The following is a 17,557-nucleotide window of genomic DNA, read 5'->3' as shown; positions in this document are numbered from 1 at the left end:
AAGAGGAAAGAATTTACTTTAGATTATCGAAAAATGGAACGATTAAAATCCACTACAGTAGTAGCCATCCGGCATGAAGGTCAGGTAGCCATCGGTGCCGATGGGCAAGCTACTTTGGGAAACACCATTGCCAAAAGTAGTGTCAATAAAATCCGCAAATTGCAAGGGGGGAAAATTGTGACCGGTTTTGCCGGATCCACAGCGGATGCCTTCACGTTATTGGAAAAATTTGAAGAGAAATTAGGTGCCTATAGCAACAACATGAAGCGGGCAGCAGTGGAATTGGCCAAAGACTGGCGAACCGACCGGATGTTAAGCAAGCTGGAGGCCATGATGATTGTAGCGGACGAAATGGATATTCTTATCCTGTCTGGCACAGGAGATGTAATTGAACCGGACCTGGGAATAGCGACAATTGGATCGGGAAGCATGTACGCGCAAGCCGCAGCCAGGGCAATGAAAAAATACGCGCCACAACTGACCGCTGAGGAAATGGTAAGGGAAAGCCTTAGTATTGCGGCTGATATATGCATTTACACCAACCATAATCTGATCATTGAGAAGGTTAATGGGTAAAAAGGGCTGCTTTCAGGTCCAATGACCTGAAAGCAAAAACCGCTTAGACTTCAAAATCATAGACTTTCACCTGCGACCATTTGTCTTTGTGATCATCGACAAATGCCAGGTGAATAGGGTCTGTCTGGTAAAGGTCATGTGCCTCCAGGGTGTCGAAATAGACGGTTAGTGAAATATGGAAACTGTGGTCCACCACTTCCCTGCGAGCCGTACCGGCAGGCTTTCCAAGTTTATATTCTTTCACACTTTTGGTGCCAGCAATTTTCTTACAGCCTTCCCATACGGCTTGCATGTCTTTATCAGGATTGTGTAACCAGAAAAATACTTGATGTACGATCATAGTAGATTGGGGTTTTGATTTGGTTTGAAAAGGAATTCCTGCTCCAAGGCCAATTGCAGAGAGTACCGCCATAAATTTTCTTCTTGTGAGCATTCTTTTCGTTTGGATTTAAATTGATTCAAGAAATATAAGGATTAATTGATAGAGTTTTAAAGTTACCAGCAAATTATGAATTACAGAAAACTAGGAAAAACAAATTTAAAGATTTCAGAAGTTTCTTTGGGAACCTGGCAGGTTGGAGGAGGCTGGGGTGGTTCTTTTGATTCCAAGGCGGCTAACCGGATTATCAATGAGGCCATCGACCAGGGTGTTAATTTTATTGATACTGCCGATGTTTACGATGCAGGATTGAGTGAGGCGGCCGTCGGAAAGGCGCTTAGAGAACGAAACGAAGAAGTGTATATTGCTACCAAATGCGGTAGGCAGGTACAGCCCCACGTCAGTGAAGGCTATACTCCGGAAATCTTGAGAGGCTATGTAGAGGCAAGTTTGAAAAATTTGGGATTGGAAACCATTGATTTGATTCAACTACACTGCCCACCAAGTCCTGTCTACCAAAGAGATGAAATTTTTGGTCTTTTCGAAGATCTAAAGCATGAGGGTAAGATAAGAAATATGGGGGTAAGTGTAGAAAAGGTGGATGAGGCACTTCAGGCTATGAGTTACCCAAATGTGACTTCGGTTCAGATCATTTTCAATATGTTTCGACAGAAGCCCTTAGATCACTTTTTTGAGCAAGCCAAAAAGAACGATTGTGGAGTCATAGTTAGAGTTCCACTTGCTAGTGGTTTACTATCAGGAAAAATAACGGAACAAACGTCCTTTCACCCGGAGGACCATCGTCATTTCAATAGAAATGGAGAGGCTTTTGATAAGGGGGAAACGTTTTCAGGAATTCCTTTGGAAAAAGGGGTCAAAGCTGTGGAGGAACTAAAGAAGATATTTGGAGAAAGAGAGGCACTGGCTTCTCTGGCCATCCGGTGGGTATTAATGTTTGATGCAGTGTCTACGGTTATACCAGGCGCTTCTAAATTGGAGCAGGTTCGGTCTAACGTGGCGGCTGCCGGATTACCTGGGTTTGAAAAAGAAGAAATGAAGGCCGTCGAAGCCCTTTACGAGAAGTATTTCAAGGCGCAAATCCACCCTCAATGGTAAATTCCATGTAAAGAATACCCTGTGGATGATAACGATTGGCTTCCATCTCCTGTAAATTAAATACAGACGTTATTGGATACAGGGCTGATTTGACCCGGTAGCTTTCAATTTCATAATAAAAAACCGGTGGAGCCGCTCAGACTCCACCGGGATCCATTGAAAAAATGGAATTTCAGAAAGAAAGTTAAAAAACTACTGGTTTTAGACTTTGACTTTATCACCCATCAGCAGGACATCATTGACCTGTACTTCCGTGATGTATTTTTTGTTTCCGTCCTTGTCTTCGTAGGACCTGCTGACAAGTTTGCCCTGTATGCAAATCTCTGAGCCCTTGTCGGTATACTTGTGGATGATCTCCGCTGCTTTTCCAAAAGCGACAAGATTGTGCCAATAGGTTTCGTCGATTTTTTCACCTTTGTTGTTTTTGTAGGACTCGTTTGTGGCTAGGTTCAAACGGACCATGGGGGTGTTTCCGTTTACGGTTTTGAAATCTGCTTTGGCACCCAGTCTTCCGATTAGTTGTACTTTGTTTTTAATAGCGTTCATGACGTGTAAAGTTTTAGTGAGAATTAATTCATTTTTCCGATATGGAACACTACAAAGTTGAAGACAGGGCCCAGATTTATTCGGGTGTTTTTCGTTTAAAACCGTTTGTAAGCGTTTGTAAACGTTTAAAAACGGCTCTTAATATTTGTTAAATTACTTTTTATACATATATTATGCATAAAATTACATTTAAAGTGCTTTTTTATGCCAGTACATTCAAAAAAATGTCTAAGTTGCGGAAAACCAATGGCTGGGCGGGTTGATAAGAAGTTTTGTGATGACTATTGTAGAAACCACCACAATAATCAAATGAAATCAGGAAGCAACAACCTGATTCGTAATATCAATAACGCATTAAAAAAAAACCGGAATATCTTGGCTGGTATTTTACCTGACACAGAGGAGACGGCCAAGATATCCCGGGAAAAGTTATTGGAAAAAGGTTTCCTCTTCAAATACCGCACCCATACCTATACCAATAAAAAGGGGAATGTGTACGGATATTGTTACGATTACGGATATTTAAAATTGGAACAAGACTGGATTCTGGTGGTTCGAAACAAGGAAATCAGTAAGACAAATCAGATTTTGAGCAAGCGGCCCCTCAAACAATAAAATTTGGTTTGTCAAGTTTTTTATCTATCCTATAAGCAGCATTTAGCATGCCCACGTGGCTGTATGTTTGTGGAAAATTTCCCCACTGGCTGCCGGTATGTTGGTCTACGTCTTCGGAAAACAATTTCAGGTGATTGCAGTATTTGCTCAATGTTTCAAATCCTTCCATGGCTTCGTCCAGTCGGTTTACACATGCCAAAGCTTCGATGTACCAAAAGGCACAAATCAAAAATGTAGTCTCCGGTTCCCCGAAATCATCCTGGTGTTTGTATCGGTAAAAAAGGTAATCTTTTGCTAATAAATCCTCCTCCAAGGCTTTTAGGTGATTGTTGGCACTTTCGATATCCTGTCCGAAATACCCCATTGTAATTAGCTGCAAGGTACTGGCATCCATGTTTTTTGTACCGATAGCCTGAGCATAGGCTTTTCTTTCCGGAATGTAGCAGGCTTCAATTTTTCTTATCGCTTTATTTTTTAGTTCTATTGCCTTGGTTCTCATCTCCTTATCGGAAAGCCGATCAGCAATTTTAATGGCCGCACTAGCTCCAGCCCAGTGAAAGAGGAACGTGTAACAATGCTCCTGCTTTAAGTTTCTGAATTCCCATAGCCCGGCGTCTTTTTCGTCCATGGTTTCTTCAATTTTTTGCAACAGGTTATTGATAAAGGGTTTGGAATGGCTTTTTTCGGATTCAATGAAGCGTTTGTCAGCATAGAGTGGAAGCAGACTAACCAGCACTTGCCCGTAAAGGTCATTTTGGATGTGCGTGTAAGCCTGGTTTCCGAAACGAACCGGTTTGTTTCCCATATATCCATCCAGGTCCGCTACAATTTCCGGTAATTTGGAAGATCCGGAGATGGAATAAAGTGGCTGGTACCTGCCTTTATCATCGGTAGGTAGATTTTGAATGTATTCAAAATAGCGTTCTAATTCCTCAAAATGGCCTAAATGATTGAATACATTTAACGTGTAATAGGCATCCCGCATCCAGCAGTATCGGTAGTCCCAATTTCGGGTAGACCCGGGTGATTCGGGCAGGCTGGACGTAGATGAAGCAATGATTCCCCCGGTATCTTCATACTGGTGGATTTTTAGCACTAAAGCAGAACGAACGACCAGTCTTTGATAAAAGTTTGGGATACTGGTAGATTTTACCCAGTTTCTCCAATACTGACAAGTGGCGTTCAAGAATTTTTCAATGGTGCTCTCAATGGGCGCTTCCAGTGGCGAACCATATGTAAGTACCAAATAAATAGTCCTTTGAAGTCTGAATTCCTGTTCTTCAGTTATATAGGTAATGGAACAATTGGTTGTCAGTCTCACTGGTTGATCCCTACCGCTAAATTGGATGTGGTTACTACCGGGAGTGGCAGTCAGCTTCTGCTGCCCGTAGTTTCCAACCGGTTGGCAATTGATTTTTATTTTGGGTTCCCCATGTAGAGGTTCAATTTTTCTGACCAGCATTAAAGGTTTAAAATACCGGTCAAAATTATAAAATCGCGGTGCAAAATCAGTGATTTTGTAGGCCTCTCCGGCAGACGTTTCCACATAGGTCTCCAGGATATTGGTGTTTTCCAGGTATTCCTGACGGGAAGTAAATCCCCCATTTTGTGGCAATACGGTAAATTCTCCCCCTTTTTCTTTGTCCAACATACTACCAAAAAGAAAATCGCTGTCAAATCGGGGTAAACATAACCAGCTAATGTTGGTGTTTTTTTCAATGTGGGCGATATAGCTGCAGTTACCTATCAGGCCAGTGCCATATGTATGTTTTTCCATCAGAAAGCAGGTTAAGTTTCGAAAAGATGCCTATCACACTTTATTTAAGATAATAAAAAGAAATAGGCCTTCAATTTGGCGAAGTTATTAAAAACAAGGGTGATTGTTAAGGAATTGGTATTTTTATTCCCGTATAACCTCCAAAAATTTTCTAGGCACCTTCACCAACATGCTTTGGTTGATACTTGGAATGCGAATGATGAAATAATCCTGGTTGGACTTTTGGATACATTCTCCTGTTAATCCCTGTAGCGGACCTCCCAGGATGTGTACTTTTTCTCCCTGCTCGATGTTTCCGGTGTCCACTTCCACCGCCACCCCCGTTTCAATTACGCGTTGGATAGCGTCAATTTCGTTTTGCTGAACCACTGCATGTTCACCGGAAAAATTAATGAATTTAACCGCTCCGCTCACCTGTAAGGACTCCCAAAGCCTTTCCTTGCTAGTATGCACAAATAGATAACCATTAAAAAGTGGCTTTTGTACCTTTTTCTTACGATCGCTCCATTGCCGAATCTCTTCAATGATAGGCAGGTATACCCTAAAGTCCTTTTCTTTTAATCGCTGTGCTACTTTTTTTTCCGCTCTCGGAGCCGTGTACATGACGTACCAGTGCAACTTTTCAGTCATAAATTCGAGGGTTAAAAAGTGAAATTACCGAATTATTTGGGTAACCGTCAATTATTGTCTTACAAATTTTTTACGATTTCGCCCCTGTTTAAATTGGAGGTTTTTTAAAGCTAATGAAATGAATTTTAAAATTAATAAAGTGTATTTCAAATAATTTTTTACAGTTTTGATTTTTTTATTTACTTTTGAATTGTAATTCGTATAACAAAAGCTGCATCTTTACAACAAACTTAACAGCAATTATTTAAGTTTTCTATTTTTATGGCCGCAATGAAAGTTTGTTCAGTCCATTTCTTTGTGAATTTTAAGTGATTTATATTTTGTAAATTCTTATCTGAGTTTTGGACTTGGGTCTGTCAATCAAAAATTTAACGCATGAAAATCGTCAATGTGGTATTATCCGGGGGAGTAGGTAGCAGGCTTTGGCCACTTTCCAGAAAAAGTAAACCAAAACAGTATTTGCCCATTTTTGAAGGGCAGTCTCTTTTTGAAAAGACGGTGCTTCGAAACGCCGCCGTTTGTGATCAGGTGATGGTAGTGGGGGGCGTAGATAATTACCACCTGTCCCGTCAAATTTTGAATGAAAAAAACATTCCTTTTCAGGAATTAGTAGAAGCAACTCCCCGAAATACCGCGGCTGCCATTGCATTTGCCGCAATATCTTTGCCCGCTGATTCCATCATGCTGGTAACCCCATCGGACCACCTTATCGGGGACCAGAAAAAATACGAGGCAGCACTTACCCAGGCAGTGGATTTGGCCAGAAAGGGCTTTCTGGTAACCTTCGGTTTACTTCCTACACGTCCGGAGACGGGTTTTGGGTACATCGAACATCGGGAAAATGAGGTATTAAGTTTCAGAGAAAAGCCCGATTTGGCCACCGCCAGGGAGTTTTTGGAAAAGGGTAATTTTTTGTGGAACAGTGGGATGTTTTGCTTCACAGCGGAAACCTATCTCAAGGAGCTTGAAATGCATGAACCCGAGGTTTATGAAAAATCAAAAAAGGCGCTCCAGCACGCAAATGAGGGGTTTTTACCTAAAGAACAAAGCATGGAAATCCCTTCCATTAGTGTAGATTATGCGGTAATGGAAAGGTCTGATAAAATCAGAGTGGTACCTTCCAATTTTAGCTGGTCAGATATGGGTTCATTTGAGGCACTGTTTGATTATTTCCCAGAAGATAGTAAGGAAAGAAAGGGTAACAACCTGGTTTTAGGAACTGGAGAGAAACATGTGGAATTTGTTGGAGTACAAGATGTGGTATTGGTGGAAACAGCAGATGCCATTTTGGTATTGAACCGGGCCAATGCGCAGGACGTTAAAAAGGTGTACGAAAAATTGGAAAAAGAAAATCCCGGACTATTAAACTAAGTACCCAATGGACAAACAAGCCAAAATTTACATCGCAGGACATAAGGGCATGGTAGGCTCAGCCATTTGGAGAGCCCTGGAGAAGAAGGGCTACCAACATTTAGTAGGCCTTAGCAGCAAGGAACTAGATTTAAAAAATCAGTTGGAGGTCCAGCGATTTTTCAAGCATGAACGTCCGGCCATTGTCATTGATGCCGCAGCCAGGGTAGGGGGAATCATGGCAAATAACAATTATCCCTATCCATTTTTAATGGACAATCTCATTATCCAAAATAACCTGATTGATTCTTCCCTACAAAATGGCGTAGAAAAGTTTATTTTTCTGGGTAGTTCTTGCATATATCCCAAATTAGCCCCCCAACCGCTTCGGGAGGACGTTTTACTAAGTGGTTCGCTGGAGCCTACCAATCAATGGTACGCTCTGGCAAAAATTACAGGAGTGAAAGCTTGCGAGGCGATTAGAAAGCAGTATGGGAAAGATTTCGTAAGCCTCATGCCTACCAATTTGTACGGGCCCTATGATAATTTTGATCTGGAAACATCTCATGTGCTACCGGCGATGATTCGAAAGTTCCACGAGGCCAAGATCAATGGAAATCTTCCGGTGACTTTATGGGGAACCGGTGCTCCGCTTCGCGAGTTTTTACATGTGAATGACATGGCAGATGCAGTGTGTTTTGCATTGGAAAATACGTTTACGGATAATCTGTACAATGTGGGTACAGGAAAAGACCTGACGATCAAATCGCTTGCCGAATTGATTCAAAAAATCACCGGCCATCAAGGCGAAATCATTTGGGATAGTAGTAAGCCGGACGGGACACCCAGGAAGTTATTGGATGTCAGTAAAATGAAAGAAGCAGGATGGCAGGCTACAATTGGCCTGGAGCAGGGGATTCAGGAAACCTATACCTGGTTCCTTGAAAATGTCGACCGCATTAAGCAGGTCAAATTAAACTAGTCAATTATTTTTAAAAGCGATTAAAATATACATTCTATGAAAACGGCGTTAATTACAGGAATTACTGGCCAGGACGGCGCTTACCTCGCCGAGCTTTTATTGTCCAAGGATTACATTGTACACGGCATCAAACGAAGGGCCTCACTTTTCAATACAGATAGAATTGACCATTTGTATCAGGATCCGCATGACGACAATAAGCGATTGTTTTTACATTATGGGGATCTCACCGACTCTATGAATTTGACCCGAATCATTCAGGAAACCAAACCGGATGAAATTTACAATCTGGCTGCCATGAGCCATGTAAAGGTAAGTTTTGATACCCCTGAATACACGGCCAATGCGGATGGGGTCGGGACACTGCGAATTTTGGAAGCTGTTCGCTTATTGGGGATGGAGAAATCAACCAAGATTTATCAGGCTTCCACCTCTGAACTGTATGGATTGGTTCAGGCAGTACCCCAATCGGAGACCACGCCTTTTTATCCGCGTTCCCCTTATGCCGTAGCCAAGTTGTACGGTTACTGGATCACGGTAAACTACCGGGAAGCCTACGGTATGTATGCCTGTAATGGGATCTTATTCAATCATGAATCGCCGTTGAGAGGGGAGACTTTCGTAACCCGAAAAATTACGCGGGCGGTGGCGAAGATAGCTTTGGGCTTGCAGCATGACTTGTACATGGGGAACCTGGATGCCAAAAGAGATTGGGGGCATGCCAAAGATTACGTGGATGCCATGTGGCGCATCCTTCAGCAGGACGAGCCGGAAGATTATGTCATAGCTACTGGTGTGACCACCAAAGTGAGGGATTTTATCAAAATGGCTTTTGATGAAGTGGGTTTTAAGCTGGCCTTTGAGGGCGAAGGCGTCGAGGAGAAGGGCATTTTAGTAGAAATCGACAAGGAAAAAGCCTTTGACATACTCGGAACCTCTCATTTCAAAGTAAAAAAGGGCGATGTGTTGGTTAAGATAGATCCGGCTTATTTCAGACCCACCGAAGTGGATTTGTTAATTGGTGATCCGACGAAAGCGATGACCAAACTTGACTGGAAGCCAAAGTATGACCTGAAAATGCTGGTGGAAGATATGGTCTTATCTGACGTGAGTTTGTTCAAGCGGGATATCCATTTGATGAAAGGCGGCCATAAGGTGCTGAACCAGGCGGAGTAATCAATTTCACCTTTAAGTAATTATTACGCCACTATTGGGGAGTAGAAATATTTTTTCTACTCCCTTTATTTTTTAAAGAAAGAAAAGTAATGTTTTATTGGTTTTAAAAGGTTTTGTTTTGCGATTTGACATCTGAGAGGGAGCCAATTCAAATTTTAGCCTATGTAATTACAGGGGGATTGTTTACTTTTGTGCCGTTATTTAACAAAACCGATAGCAGAAATAATTTGTTTTTTACTCCGTTCTTAAATGTAACTGACGTGGCGAAGCTGTAAGGTTTCAATAGAAATTTAATGTTAATTCCACTGATTGATTACTTTTATCTCTTTAATGATTAATAGTTAAATACATGATTCTAAATAGGTTTGGTGAAAGACCCGTAGTTTTACTTGTTACTTTGTATTTCACAGTTGTAGGATTAAGTTGGGGTCAATCATTACAAGACATTCAAAATATAAAAGTAGACGAATTATCAGATGCACAAATTGAGCAACTGATACGTCGGGCTGAAGATTCGGGAATGGATGCCATGCAATTGGAGGCCATGGCTCGGGAAAGGGGCATGCCGGCTATGGAGGTAAATAAGTTAAGGCAAAGAATCCAGTCGTTAAGATCAGGCATAGGAAACAGTCAAACAGCAAAAGGAGGAAACCGGCAACGACTTAGAAACGCCCCGGGAATGGGGCCTGACTCAAATATTTTTGATTCCTTACAACGGAGTGACCCTTATTATGATTTAAGCCCCAAGCAAAAAAAAATATTCGGTTTTACTCTTTTTCACAATCGGGAGCTTGATTTCAGTCCAAACCTCAATCTCCCCACGCCCCCCCAATATGTACTAGGACCGGGTGACCAATTGTTGATTGATATCTATGGTGCGTCCCAGCAATCCTATGATTTGACTATTTCTCCGGAGGGAAGTGTATTTGTTCCGAATGTGGGCCCCATTAATGTTGGTGGTTCTACCGTGGAAGCGGCCAGAACTAGGGTTCAAAATGCGTTAGAAAAGATTTATCAAGACCTGGCAAGCCCCAGCCCCAACACCTTTTTGCAACTCAGGGTAGGTGATATACGATCTATCCAGGTAACCATGGCTGGAGAATTGCGAAAACCCGGCAGTTATACCTTACCTTCCTTTGCTTCCGTTTTCAATGCGCTCTTTATCGCCGGAGGCCCCAATGAGAATGGGACATTCAGGGAAATCCAGGTATACCGTGGAAGTAAATTAGTGGGAGAAGTGGATGTTTATGATTATTTGATTTCAGGTGATCAGGAAAGCAATATCATCCTACAGGACAATGACGTAGTGATCGTACCCCCCCTTCGGAATAGGGTGGAATTGGTAGGACCTGTTAGACGTCCTGGATTTTTTGAAATCAAAGGACAGGAAAGTATTGAAGATCTTTTACGATTTGCCGGTGGATTTACAAGTGAAGCTTACCAATCCATGATGACGGTTAAAAGAACCACGGATACCCAAATGATGGTTGATAATATCTACGAAGAAGACTTTGGGGCTTTTGGGATTAAAGATGGAGACACTTTTATAATAGGGGAGATATTAAACAGGTATGAAAACAGGGTTCAGATTTCAGGTGCTGTTTTCAGACCGGGTGAATTTGCCCTTCAGGAAGGTATGAAGCTGAAAGATTTAGTGGAAAAGGCGGAAGGACTCCGGGGAGACGCCTTCACCAAAAGGGCAATTCTTTACCGCACCAATCCGGATTTTACAATGGAAATATTGTCTGTTGACCTGGCCGGGGTCCTTGATGGTTCTTCTCAGGACATTCTCTTAAAGAGGGAGGACATATTAAATGTCCCCAGCATTTATGACCTGAAAGAAGAATATTATGTTCAGATTTCCGGTGAAGTGAACCGAACGGGTGTTTTCCAATATGGGGCAAACATGACGGTAGCAGATCTGGTCATTAAAGCAAATGGATTTAAGGAATCTGCAACGAATTCCTATATTGAAATAGCCAGAAGAGTAAAAGATGATCCCAGTGGAAAGATCGCTGAAATAATAACCCTGACAGTCAATCCGGATCTTACGTTAAATGAAGAAGAGCAAAAAATAATATTATCTCCCTTTGATCATGTGTTTGTCAGAAAGAGCCCCGGATTTCAGGAGGAAAAGATTGTCGAAGTAGAAGGCGAGGTTTTATATCCCGGGGGATTTGCCTTGGAAAAAAGAGATGAGCGTATTTCTGATGTTTTGGAAAGAGCCGGAGGCTTGAACCAGTTTGCCTATCCCAAAGGAGCGACTCTAATACGAAGGACAGAGTATTTTGATGAAGTAGGGGAGGAAGAAAGAATTCTGGAAAATCTGGAATCTTTAAGGGGAAACCTTGACAGAGACCAGGCCATAGAAAATGCAGAAGCAGAAAAACAATTGATGAATCGGTTGGAAGAGCGGGTGACAATGTTGAAATTGGAGCGTTTAAAAAAAGAGGGGCAAACCCTTGATAATGAAACTTTTTCCGAAGACAGGTATTCACTTCTGGAGGGGACGGATAGTTCCGTGATGGAAATTGCCTTAAGAGAGCAGGAACTGATAGGCATAGAGATGGAAAAAATATTACAACAGCCCGGTTCCAAATACGATTTGATTTTGCAGGAGGGGGACATTATCAGCATACCTAAACAATTGCAGACTGTTAAAATGCGGGGGGAAGTATTGTATCCCACTACAGCCAGGTATGACGCATCCCGGGGCTTCAAAAATTATATCTCGCGGGCCGGAGGATTTTCAGAGGAAGCCAGAAAAGGCCGATCCTATGTAATATACGCCAATGGCGATGTAAAAAGGACCAATAAATTTTTATTTTTTAATTTCTTCCCGAAAATTGAGCCTGGAGCAGAGATCATTGTACCCAAAAAACCCGAAAGACAACCTTTGTCAGTTCAGGCCTGGATCGGGATGGCTACAAGCTTAGCTACTTTGGCGATACTGATGGACAGGTTGTCTCAATGAGTCCAACCGAATGAAATGAAATTAATCGACAGACCATCATCAACTTAAATGACTTGCAATGGATGTTTTAAAGCTAATTGGGAGAGAACAATTACTTTTTGAAATGGATATTTATAATCATGATGGCCAATTGACCGAAATGGTTGAAAAATCATCATTTTTAATAATTGGAGGAGCGGGATCCATAGGCCAGGCTGTTTCAAAGGAAATCTTTAAAAGAAATCCAAAAAAGTTGCATATAGTTGATATCAGTGAAAACAATCTGGTGGAATTGGTAAGGGATATCAGAAGTTCATTTGGCTATATTAAAGGGGATTTTAGCACCTTCGCATTGGATATTGGATCTTCCATTTATGATGCTTTTATACAGGCGGATGGTAATTATGATTATGTTTTGAATCTTTCTGCACTGAAACATGTAAGAAGCGAGAAAGATCCTTTCACTTTGATGAGAATGGTGGAAGTTAATATTTTGAATACGCTCAAAACTATTAAGCAAAGTAAAGAGAATGGAGTAAAAAAATATTTTTGTGTTTCAACGGATAAAGCAGCTAATCCTGTTAATATGATGGGGGCTTCCAAACGAATCATGGAGTTATTTTTAATGCGTGAAAGTCAAAGTATTCCGATTTCTACTGCAAGGTTTGCCAATGTGGCATTTTCTGATGGCTCTTTACTACATGGATTTAATCAAAGAATTCAAAAAGGACAACCGATAGTAGCTCCAAGTGATATAAAGAGGTATTTTGTAACACCTCAAGAATCTGGCGAACTGTGTTTAATGTCATGCTTGCTAGGAGAAAACAAAGACATATTCTTTCCTAAGCTTAGTGAAGAATTACATTTGATAACCTTTGCGGAGATTGCAATAAAGTATTTAAATCAACTTGGCTATGACGCTTACGAATGTACCAGTGAAGAAGAAGCAAGGAATTTAGTTAAGACTCTTCCTGATAAAGGCAAATGGCCGTGCTTTTTTACAATTAGTGATACAACAGGTGAAAAAGATTTTGAAGAATTTTTTATGGACCGGGAGCTGTTGGATATGAATAGGTTCAATAATCTGGGCATTATTAAAAGTAGCCTTCCTTTTGAAGAGGAAAAATTGGATGGTTTTATTCAAAATGCATGTGGCTATATTGGAACTAAAAAATGGACAAAACCAGAAATCATTGAGCTCTTTCAGCAATTACTACCTGACTTTAATCTCAAGGAAACCGGTAAATATTTAGATGCCAAAATGTAAAATATGGCCTTTAAAGAAACTATAGAATTTATTAGAAGTAAATTTCCCAAGGGAGATTTTATTCCTCTGCATGTTCCTGTATTTCAAGGTAATGAGCGAAAATATGTCATGGATACCTTGGATTCCACCTTTGTTTCCTCAGTGGGGTCTTATGTGGATTTGGCTGAGAAAATGATGGAAGATATTACCAGAACTAATAAGGCTGTGGCGGTTGTAAATGGAACTTCAGGATTACAAATTGCATTGCAGTTGGCTGGAGTCAAAAGTGGAGAGGAGGTCATCACCCAGGCTCTAACTTTTGTTGCAACAGCCAATGCCATTCATTATTCAGGGGCAGAGCCAATATTTTTGGACGTAGATGATGACACCATGGGATTGTCTCCTAAAGCTGTTGTTAGATTCCTTGAAAAATTTGCAGAAAAGAAAAAGAAAGGGGTAATTCATAAAAAGACAGGCAAAAGAATAGCTGCTTGTGTTCCTATGCATACTTGCGGTTTTCCGGTACACATGGATGAATTGGTAGCCGTATGCAATGAGTGGAATATTCCGATTGTAGAAGATGCAGCAGAATCTTTAGGGAGTTATTACAAAGGTAGGCATACTGGATCCTTTGGTAAGTTAGGTGTATTCTCTTTTAATGGCAATAAGATAGTCACCTCAGGTGGAGGAGGAATGATTGTAACACAGGAAGAAGATTTAGGGAAATTCGGAAAACATTTAACCACCACAGCTAAAGTCCCACATCCGTACGAGTATGTACATGACCATATTGGATACAATTATAGGATGCCAAATATCAATGCTGCTTTGGTTTGTGCTCAAATAGAACAGTTAAATTTTTTCGTGGAGAATAAAAGACAATTAGCTTCAGATTATCAAAATTTTTTCCCTTCTCAAGGGATAAAATTTAGAACTGAATTGGAAGGAACTCGAATTAATTATTGGTTAATGTGTATAGAGTTAGAAAATCTTGCACAGAGAAACAAATTTTTAAAAGAAACCAATGACTCCAAGACCATGACAAGACCTATCTGGCAGCTGATGTATCGGTTACCGATGTATCGGCATTGTTTTAGAGATGAGCAAAAGAATGCAGAGTACTTAGAGGAAAGAATTGTAAATATACCAAGTAGTGTCAGAATCTAAGTTAGTCTTCCTATTCGGATATTCAGGTCATTCCTATGTAATTATCGAATCTTTGCTTCAGGTTGGATATTCAATTGGTGGTTATTTTGATTTTCATGAATCAACTCGAAACCCTTATCAATTAAAATATATGGGATGTGAAAAAGAGGTAGATGTGAAAAAAATTGTGGGGAAAAATTTGGTTTTTCCATCTGTAGGAGATAACGGTGTCAGGCAAAAATTAATTATTATATTTGAGGATTTGGAGTTAAATCAAGCCATCATTTTAGATTCCTCTGCAAGAATTTCGCCTACTGCCCAACTGGGTAAATCAACTTATATTGGAAAAAATGTTGTTGTTAATGCTCAATCTAAGATCGGGAAAGGCACTATTTTGAATACCGGTTGTATAATAGAGCACGAATGTGTTATAGATGATTTTGTCCATATAGGACCTGGAGCGGTTCTTTGTGGGAATGTTCATATCGGAAATAATTCTTTTGTTGGAGCTAATGCCGTAATTAAACAAAATATATCCATAATGAATCAAATTACCGTTGGAGCTGGCTCAGTTGTAATTAAGGATATAAATGAACAGGGGATCTACGTTGGTAATCCTGTGAAAATAAAATGATCCGGCTTGATGATAATATACTTTTAAATATTGATTTACTAAAAATTTATTAATCTTTAGCTAAAATTAATTAAATAATATAATTAATTTTTTTCATGAATACTGGTAATCCTATGAATTTTAAAGGCAGAATAATTACTAAAAATGAATCTATTTTAGAAGGGCTAAGGAAGATGGATTCAATAGATAAAAAATTGCTTGTTGTATTGGACAACCATCAATTTGTTGGGTTAATCAGTGCTGGCGATATCCAAAGAGCGATTATTCAAGATAAATCATTGGATACTCCCATTGAGGAAATCTTGAGGAAAAAAATCAGAGTGGCAAAGCCTGATGATAGTTTTGAATCCATTAAACAAATGATGCTTGATTTTAGAATGGAACTATGCCCGGTAATTAATGAGAATCAAGAAATCTTAAATGTTTATTTTTGGGAGGATATTTTCCTGGAAAAGGAACCTCAACCCAAAAATCAGTTTGATTTACCAGTTATTATCATGGCTGGCGGTTTAGGTACCCGGCTTAAACCAATCACCAACGTGATACCAAAACCCTTGATCCCCATAGGTGAAAAGACGATGCTTGAGCATATTTTTGATAGATTTTCAAAACATGGTTGTAACAGTTTTCTTATATCTGTCAATTATAAAGCTGATTTAATTGACTTCTACTTAAAAAGTAAAAACCTTCCTTATTCAATCAATTATTTTAAAGAAGATAAACCTATGGGCACAGCAGGGAGTTTGTCGTTATTGAAGGGGGTGATTAATGAAACTTTCTTTGTCACTAATTGTGATATTCTAATTGAACAGGATTATTCCGAAATTCTTGATTATCATAGAACCAGCAAAAACGACATTACTATCGTGGCAGCGCTAAAACATTATTCCATTCCATATGGAACCATTGAAACTACGAATAATGGACAGTTGGTTAGTTTGATGGAAAAGCCGGAACTTACTTTTAAAATTAATAGTGGTATGTATATTTTAGAACCAAATCTATTAAATGAAATACCCGAAAATCAGTTTCTTCATATTACGCACCTGATAGATAAAATCCATAAAAGGGGAGGTAATGTTGGCGTATTTCCCGTAAGTGAAAAATCCTGGAAGGACATTGGGGAATGGGAAGAATATTTAAAAATATCTATGGAGTAATGACTAAGAAGGCAAAAAAAATGACTAAGAAGGCAAAAAAAATCCTAGTTGCAGGTATTGGTCAAAGTAATTTTATTGAACAATTGTATTCGAATTTAAATAAATACTATCCGGGGAAATTTGATTTCGATATTTTAGGGCTTAGGTTATTTTCAAATGGGGCAGATACCAATAATACCAATTGTTTCACCAATCAATATAAAACCAGAAAAACGGTTCAATTTAAAGATTTAATAAATATCTTTCAATTTCGATTATATTTGACAATGTTTAACTTTTTAAGGTTTGGTGCAAGTGTGAATTTTCTCTATTTTTTTTTGAAAGAATATATTATTTATGCTACGTTGACCAAAGACTTATTAAAAAATAATTATGATCTCATTCATTTTCATTTTCCAACCAAGGATAAACTTGGTTTATATTGGCATTTAAAGAAAAGTCAAAAATTTATAATTTCATTTTGGGGTTCAGATTTAATGCGTGTAAGCGGTATATTGGATTACTATATACAAAAAAGAGTACTTAATGACTCCTATAGAATCACCACACATAGTATTGAACTTAAGGAACAGATTTTAACAAAATTCGGTAGGGAGCTAACAAATAAAATTTTCATTACTAAGTTTCCTCCGGAGGAAAAATTATACAATCTATTAGATGAATTTCGTCCAAAAATTGATTCGTTAAAATTAGATTTTTTAAAAAACTTTAATATTCCCTTATTTAAGCATCTTGTTGTTATTGGTCATAATGGAGCTAAAGAGAATAATCATATTCATATTCTACAGCAATTGTCTAAAATACCTTCTTCTTTGAAAGAAGAGTGCTATTTTATTTTACCTTTTTCATATTTGTATATTAAAGATGGTATATATGAAAAAAAATGTATGGATACTTTGAGTGAAAATAATTTATCCGGGAAGACACTTAATAAGTTTCTGAATTGGGAGGAGCTTGCCTTGTTAAAACTTTGTACTAAAGTTTATATTCATTTGCCTATATCAGATGCCTTAAGCGGTACACTGACTGAGGCAATTTATGCTGGATCTGATGTAATTACAGGGAAATGGTTGCCATACGGTCCGTTCATCGATGCAGGATTAAAATTTTATTCTATTAATGATTTTTTAGAATTGAGCAAAATTTTTGAATTGGTTATAAAAAATGAGGATGATGAAAATTTAATACAAGAGAATCAATTAAAAATCAGGGATTCATTTTTCCCAGATTTTTGTTCGGAAACCTGGTTTCGGGCACTTGGGAACTAAGGG

16 protein-coding genes are annotated in these 17,557 nt (G+C 39.3%); 12 read left to right on the top strand and 4 right to left on the bottom strand.

The annotated features are described in order from the left end of the window. Positions 1-33: 33 nt before the first annotated feature. A complete protein-coding gene (hslV, locus tag GKS34_RS10145) occupies positions 34-576 on the top strand; it encodes an ATP-dependent protease subunit HslV (protein WP_163384705.1) in 543 nt (180 codons plus the stop codon). Between the two features lie 43 nt (positions 577-619). Here hslV and GKS34_RS10140 read toward each other — a convergent pair whose 3' ends face one another. Beyond that, a complete protein-coding gene (locus GKS34_RS10140; RefSeq protein WP_240459268.1) occupies positions 620-1,009 on the bottom strand; it encodes a Dabb family protein in 390 nt (129 codons plus the stop codon). A 75-nt stretch (positions 1,010-1,084) separates the two neighbouring features. On the opposite strand from GKS34_RS10140, the gene GKS34_RS10135 reads away from it, so the two are divergent. Continuing rightward, a complete protein-coding gene (locus GKS34_RS10135; RefSeq protein WP_163384704.1) occupies positions 1,085-2,071 on the top strand; it encodes an aldo/keto reductase in 987 nt (328 codons plus the stop codon). A 201-nt stretch (positions 2,072-2,272) separates the two neighbouring features. Here the strand turns inward: GKS34_RS10135 and GKS34_RS10130 are convergent, their stop codons facing one another. After that, a complete protein-coding gene (locus GKS34_RS10130) occupies positions 2,273-2,617 on the bottom strand; it encodes a single-stranded DNA-binding protein (protein ID WP_163384703.1) in 345 nt (114 codons plus the stop codon). A gap of 309 nt (positions 2,618-2,926) precedes the next feature. Between GKS34_RS10130 and GKS34_RS10125 the strand changes: the two genes are divergently transcribed. Continuing rightward, the gene (locus GKS34_RS10125; protein WP_240459267.1) at positions 2,927-3,232 is read left to right on the top strand and encodes a hypothetical protein; all 306 of its coding nucleotides are present in this window, start codon (positions 2,927-2,929) and stop codon (positions 3,230-3,232) included. On the opposite strand, the gene GKS34_RS10120 is transcribed toward GKS34_RS10125, so the two are convergent. Next, complete coding sequence (locus GKS34_RS10120; RefSeq protein WP_163384701.1) at positions 3,222-5,009, bottom strand: glycoside hydrolase family 15 protein; 1,788 nt, start codon at positions 5,007-5,009, stop codon at positions 3,222-3,224. The two genes, GKS34_RS10125 and GKS34_RS10120, sit on opposite strands and share 11 nt — an antisense overlap. Positions 5,010-5,132: 123 nt before the next feature. Then, entirely contained in the window at positions 5,133-5,639 is a 507-nt protein-coding gene (locus GKS34_RS10115) for a UpxY family transcription antiterminator (RefSeq protein ID WP_163384700.1), read from the bottom strand. Positions 5,640-6,014: 375 nt separating this feature from the next. Between GKS34_RS10115 and GKS34_RS10110 the strand changes: the two genes are divergently transcribed. From GKS34_RS10110 to GKS34_RS10070, 9 genes are all read left to right on the top strand, one after another. After that, entirely contained in the window at positions 6,015-7,010 is a 996-nt protein-coding gene (locus GKS34_RS10110; RefSeq protein WP_163384699.1) for a mannose-1-phosphate guanylyltransferase, read from the top strand. A gap of 7 nt (positions 7,011-7,017) precedes the next feature. Beyond that, entirely contained in the window at positions 7,018-7,971 is a 954-nt protein-coding gene (locus GKS34_RS10105) for a GDP-L-fucose synthase family protein (protein WP_163384698.1), read from the top strand. Positions 7,972-8,007: 36 nt separating this feature from the next. After that, positions 8,008-9,147 (top strand): GDP-mannose 4,6-dehydratase, encoded by a 1,140-nt coding sequence (gmd, locus tag GKS34_RS10100; protein ID WP_163384697.1) that lies wholly within the window; start codon positions 8,008-8,010, stop codon positions 9,145-9,147. Positions 9,148-9,496: 349 nt separating this feature from the next. After that, positions 9,497-12,121: an SLBB domain-containing protein gene (locus GKS34_RS10095; protein WP_163384696.1), complete on the top strand. Its 2,625-nt coding sequence runs from the start codon at positions 9,497-9,499 to the stop codon at positions 12,119-12,121. Between the two features lie 58 nt (positions 12,122-12,179). Beyond that, positions 12,180-13,367 (top strand): UDP-N-acetylglucosamine 4,6-dehydratase, encoded by a 1,188-nt coding sequence (locus tag GKS34_RS10090; protein ID WP_163384695.1) that lies wholly within the window; start codon positions 12,180-12,182, stop codon positions 13,365-13,367. Between the two features lie 3 nt (positions 13,368-13,370). Beyond that, the gene (locus GKS34_RS10085) at positions 13,371-14,513 is read left to right on the top strand and encodes a LegC family aminotransferase (protein WP_163384694.1); all 1,143 of its coding nucleotides are present in this window, start codon (positions 13,371-13,373) and stop codon (positions 14,511-14,513) included. After that, positions 14,500-15,126, top strand: coding sequence for an acetyltransferase (locus GKS34_RS10080; RefSeq protein ID WP_163384693.1), 627 nt, complete (start codon positions 14,500-14,502; stop codon positions 15,124-15,126). Before GKS34_RS10085 ends, GKS34_RS10080 begins: the two co-directional genes overlap by 14 nt. A gap of 95 nt (positions 15,127-15,221) precedes the next feature. After that, positions 15,222-16,286 carry a nucleotidyltransferase family protein gene (locus GKS34_RS10075; RefSeq protein WP_240459266.1) on the top strand — a complete coding sequence of 355 codons (1,065 nt, stop codon included), beginning with the start codon at positions 15,222-15,224 and terminating at the stop codon, positions 16,284-16,286. Further along, positions 16,286-17,554 carry a glycosyltransferase gene (locus tag GKS34_RS10070; RefSeq protein WP_163384692.1) on the top strand — a complete coding sequence of 423 codons (1,269 nt, stop codon included), beginning with the start codon at positions 16,286-16,288 and terminating at the stop codon, positions 17,552-17,554. The genes GKS34_RS10075 and GKS34_RS10070 overlap by 1 nt, the downstream gene beginning before the upstream one ends. Positions 17,555-17,557: the final 3 nt, after the last annotated feature.

The sequence above is a fragment of the Cyclobacterium jeungdonense genome, assembly GCF_010994275.1.
In the GTDB taxonomy this organism is placed as follows: domain Bacteria; phylum Bacteroidota; class Bacteroidia; order Cytophagales; family Cyclobacteriaceae; genus Cyclobacterium; species Cyclobacterium jeungdonense.
The sequence above is the reverse complement of the archived record's forward strand: the minus strand, read 5'-3'. Positions and strand labels throughout refer to the sequence as shown.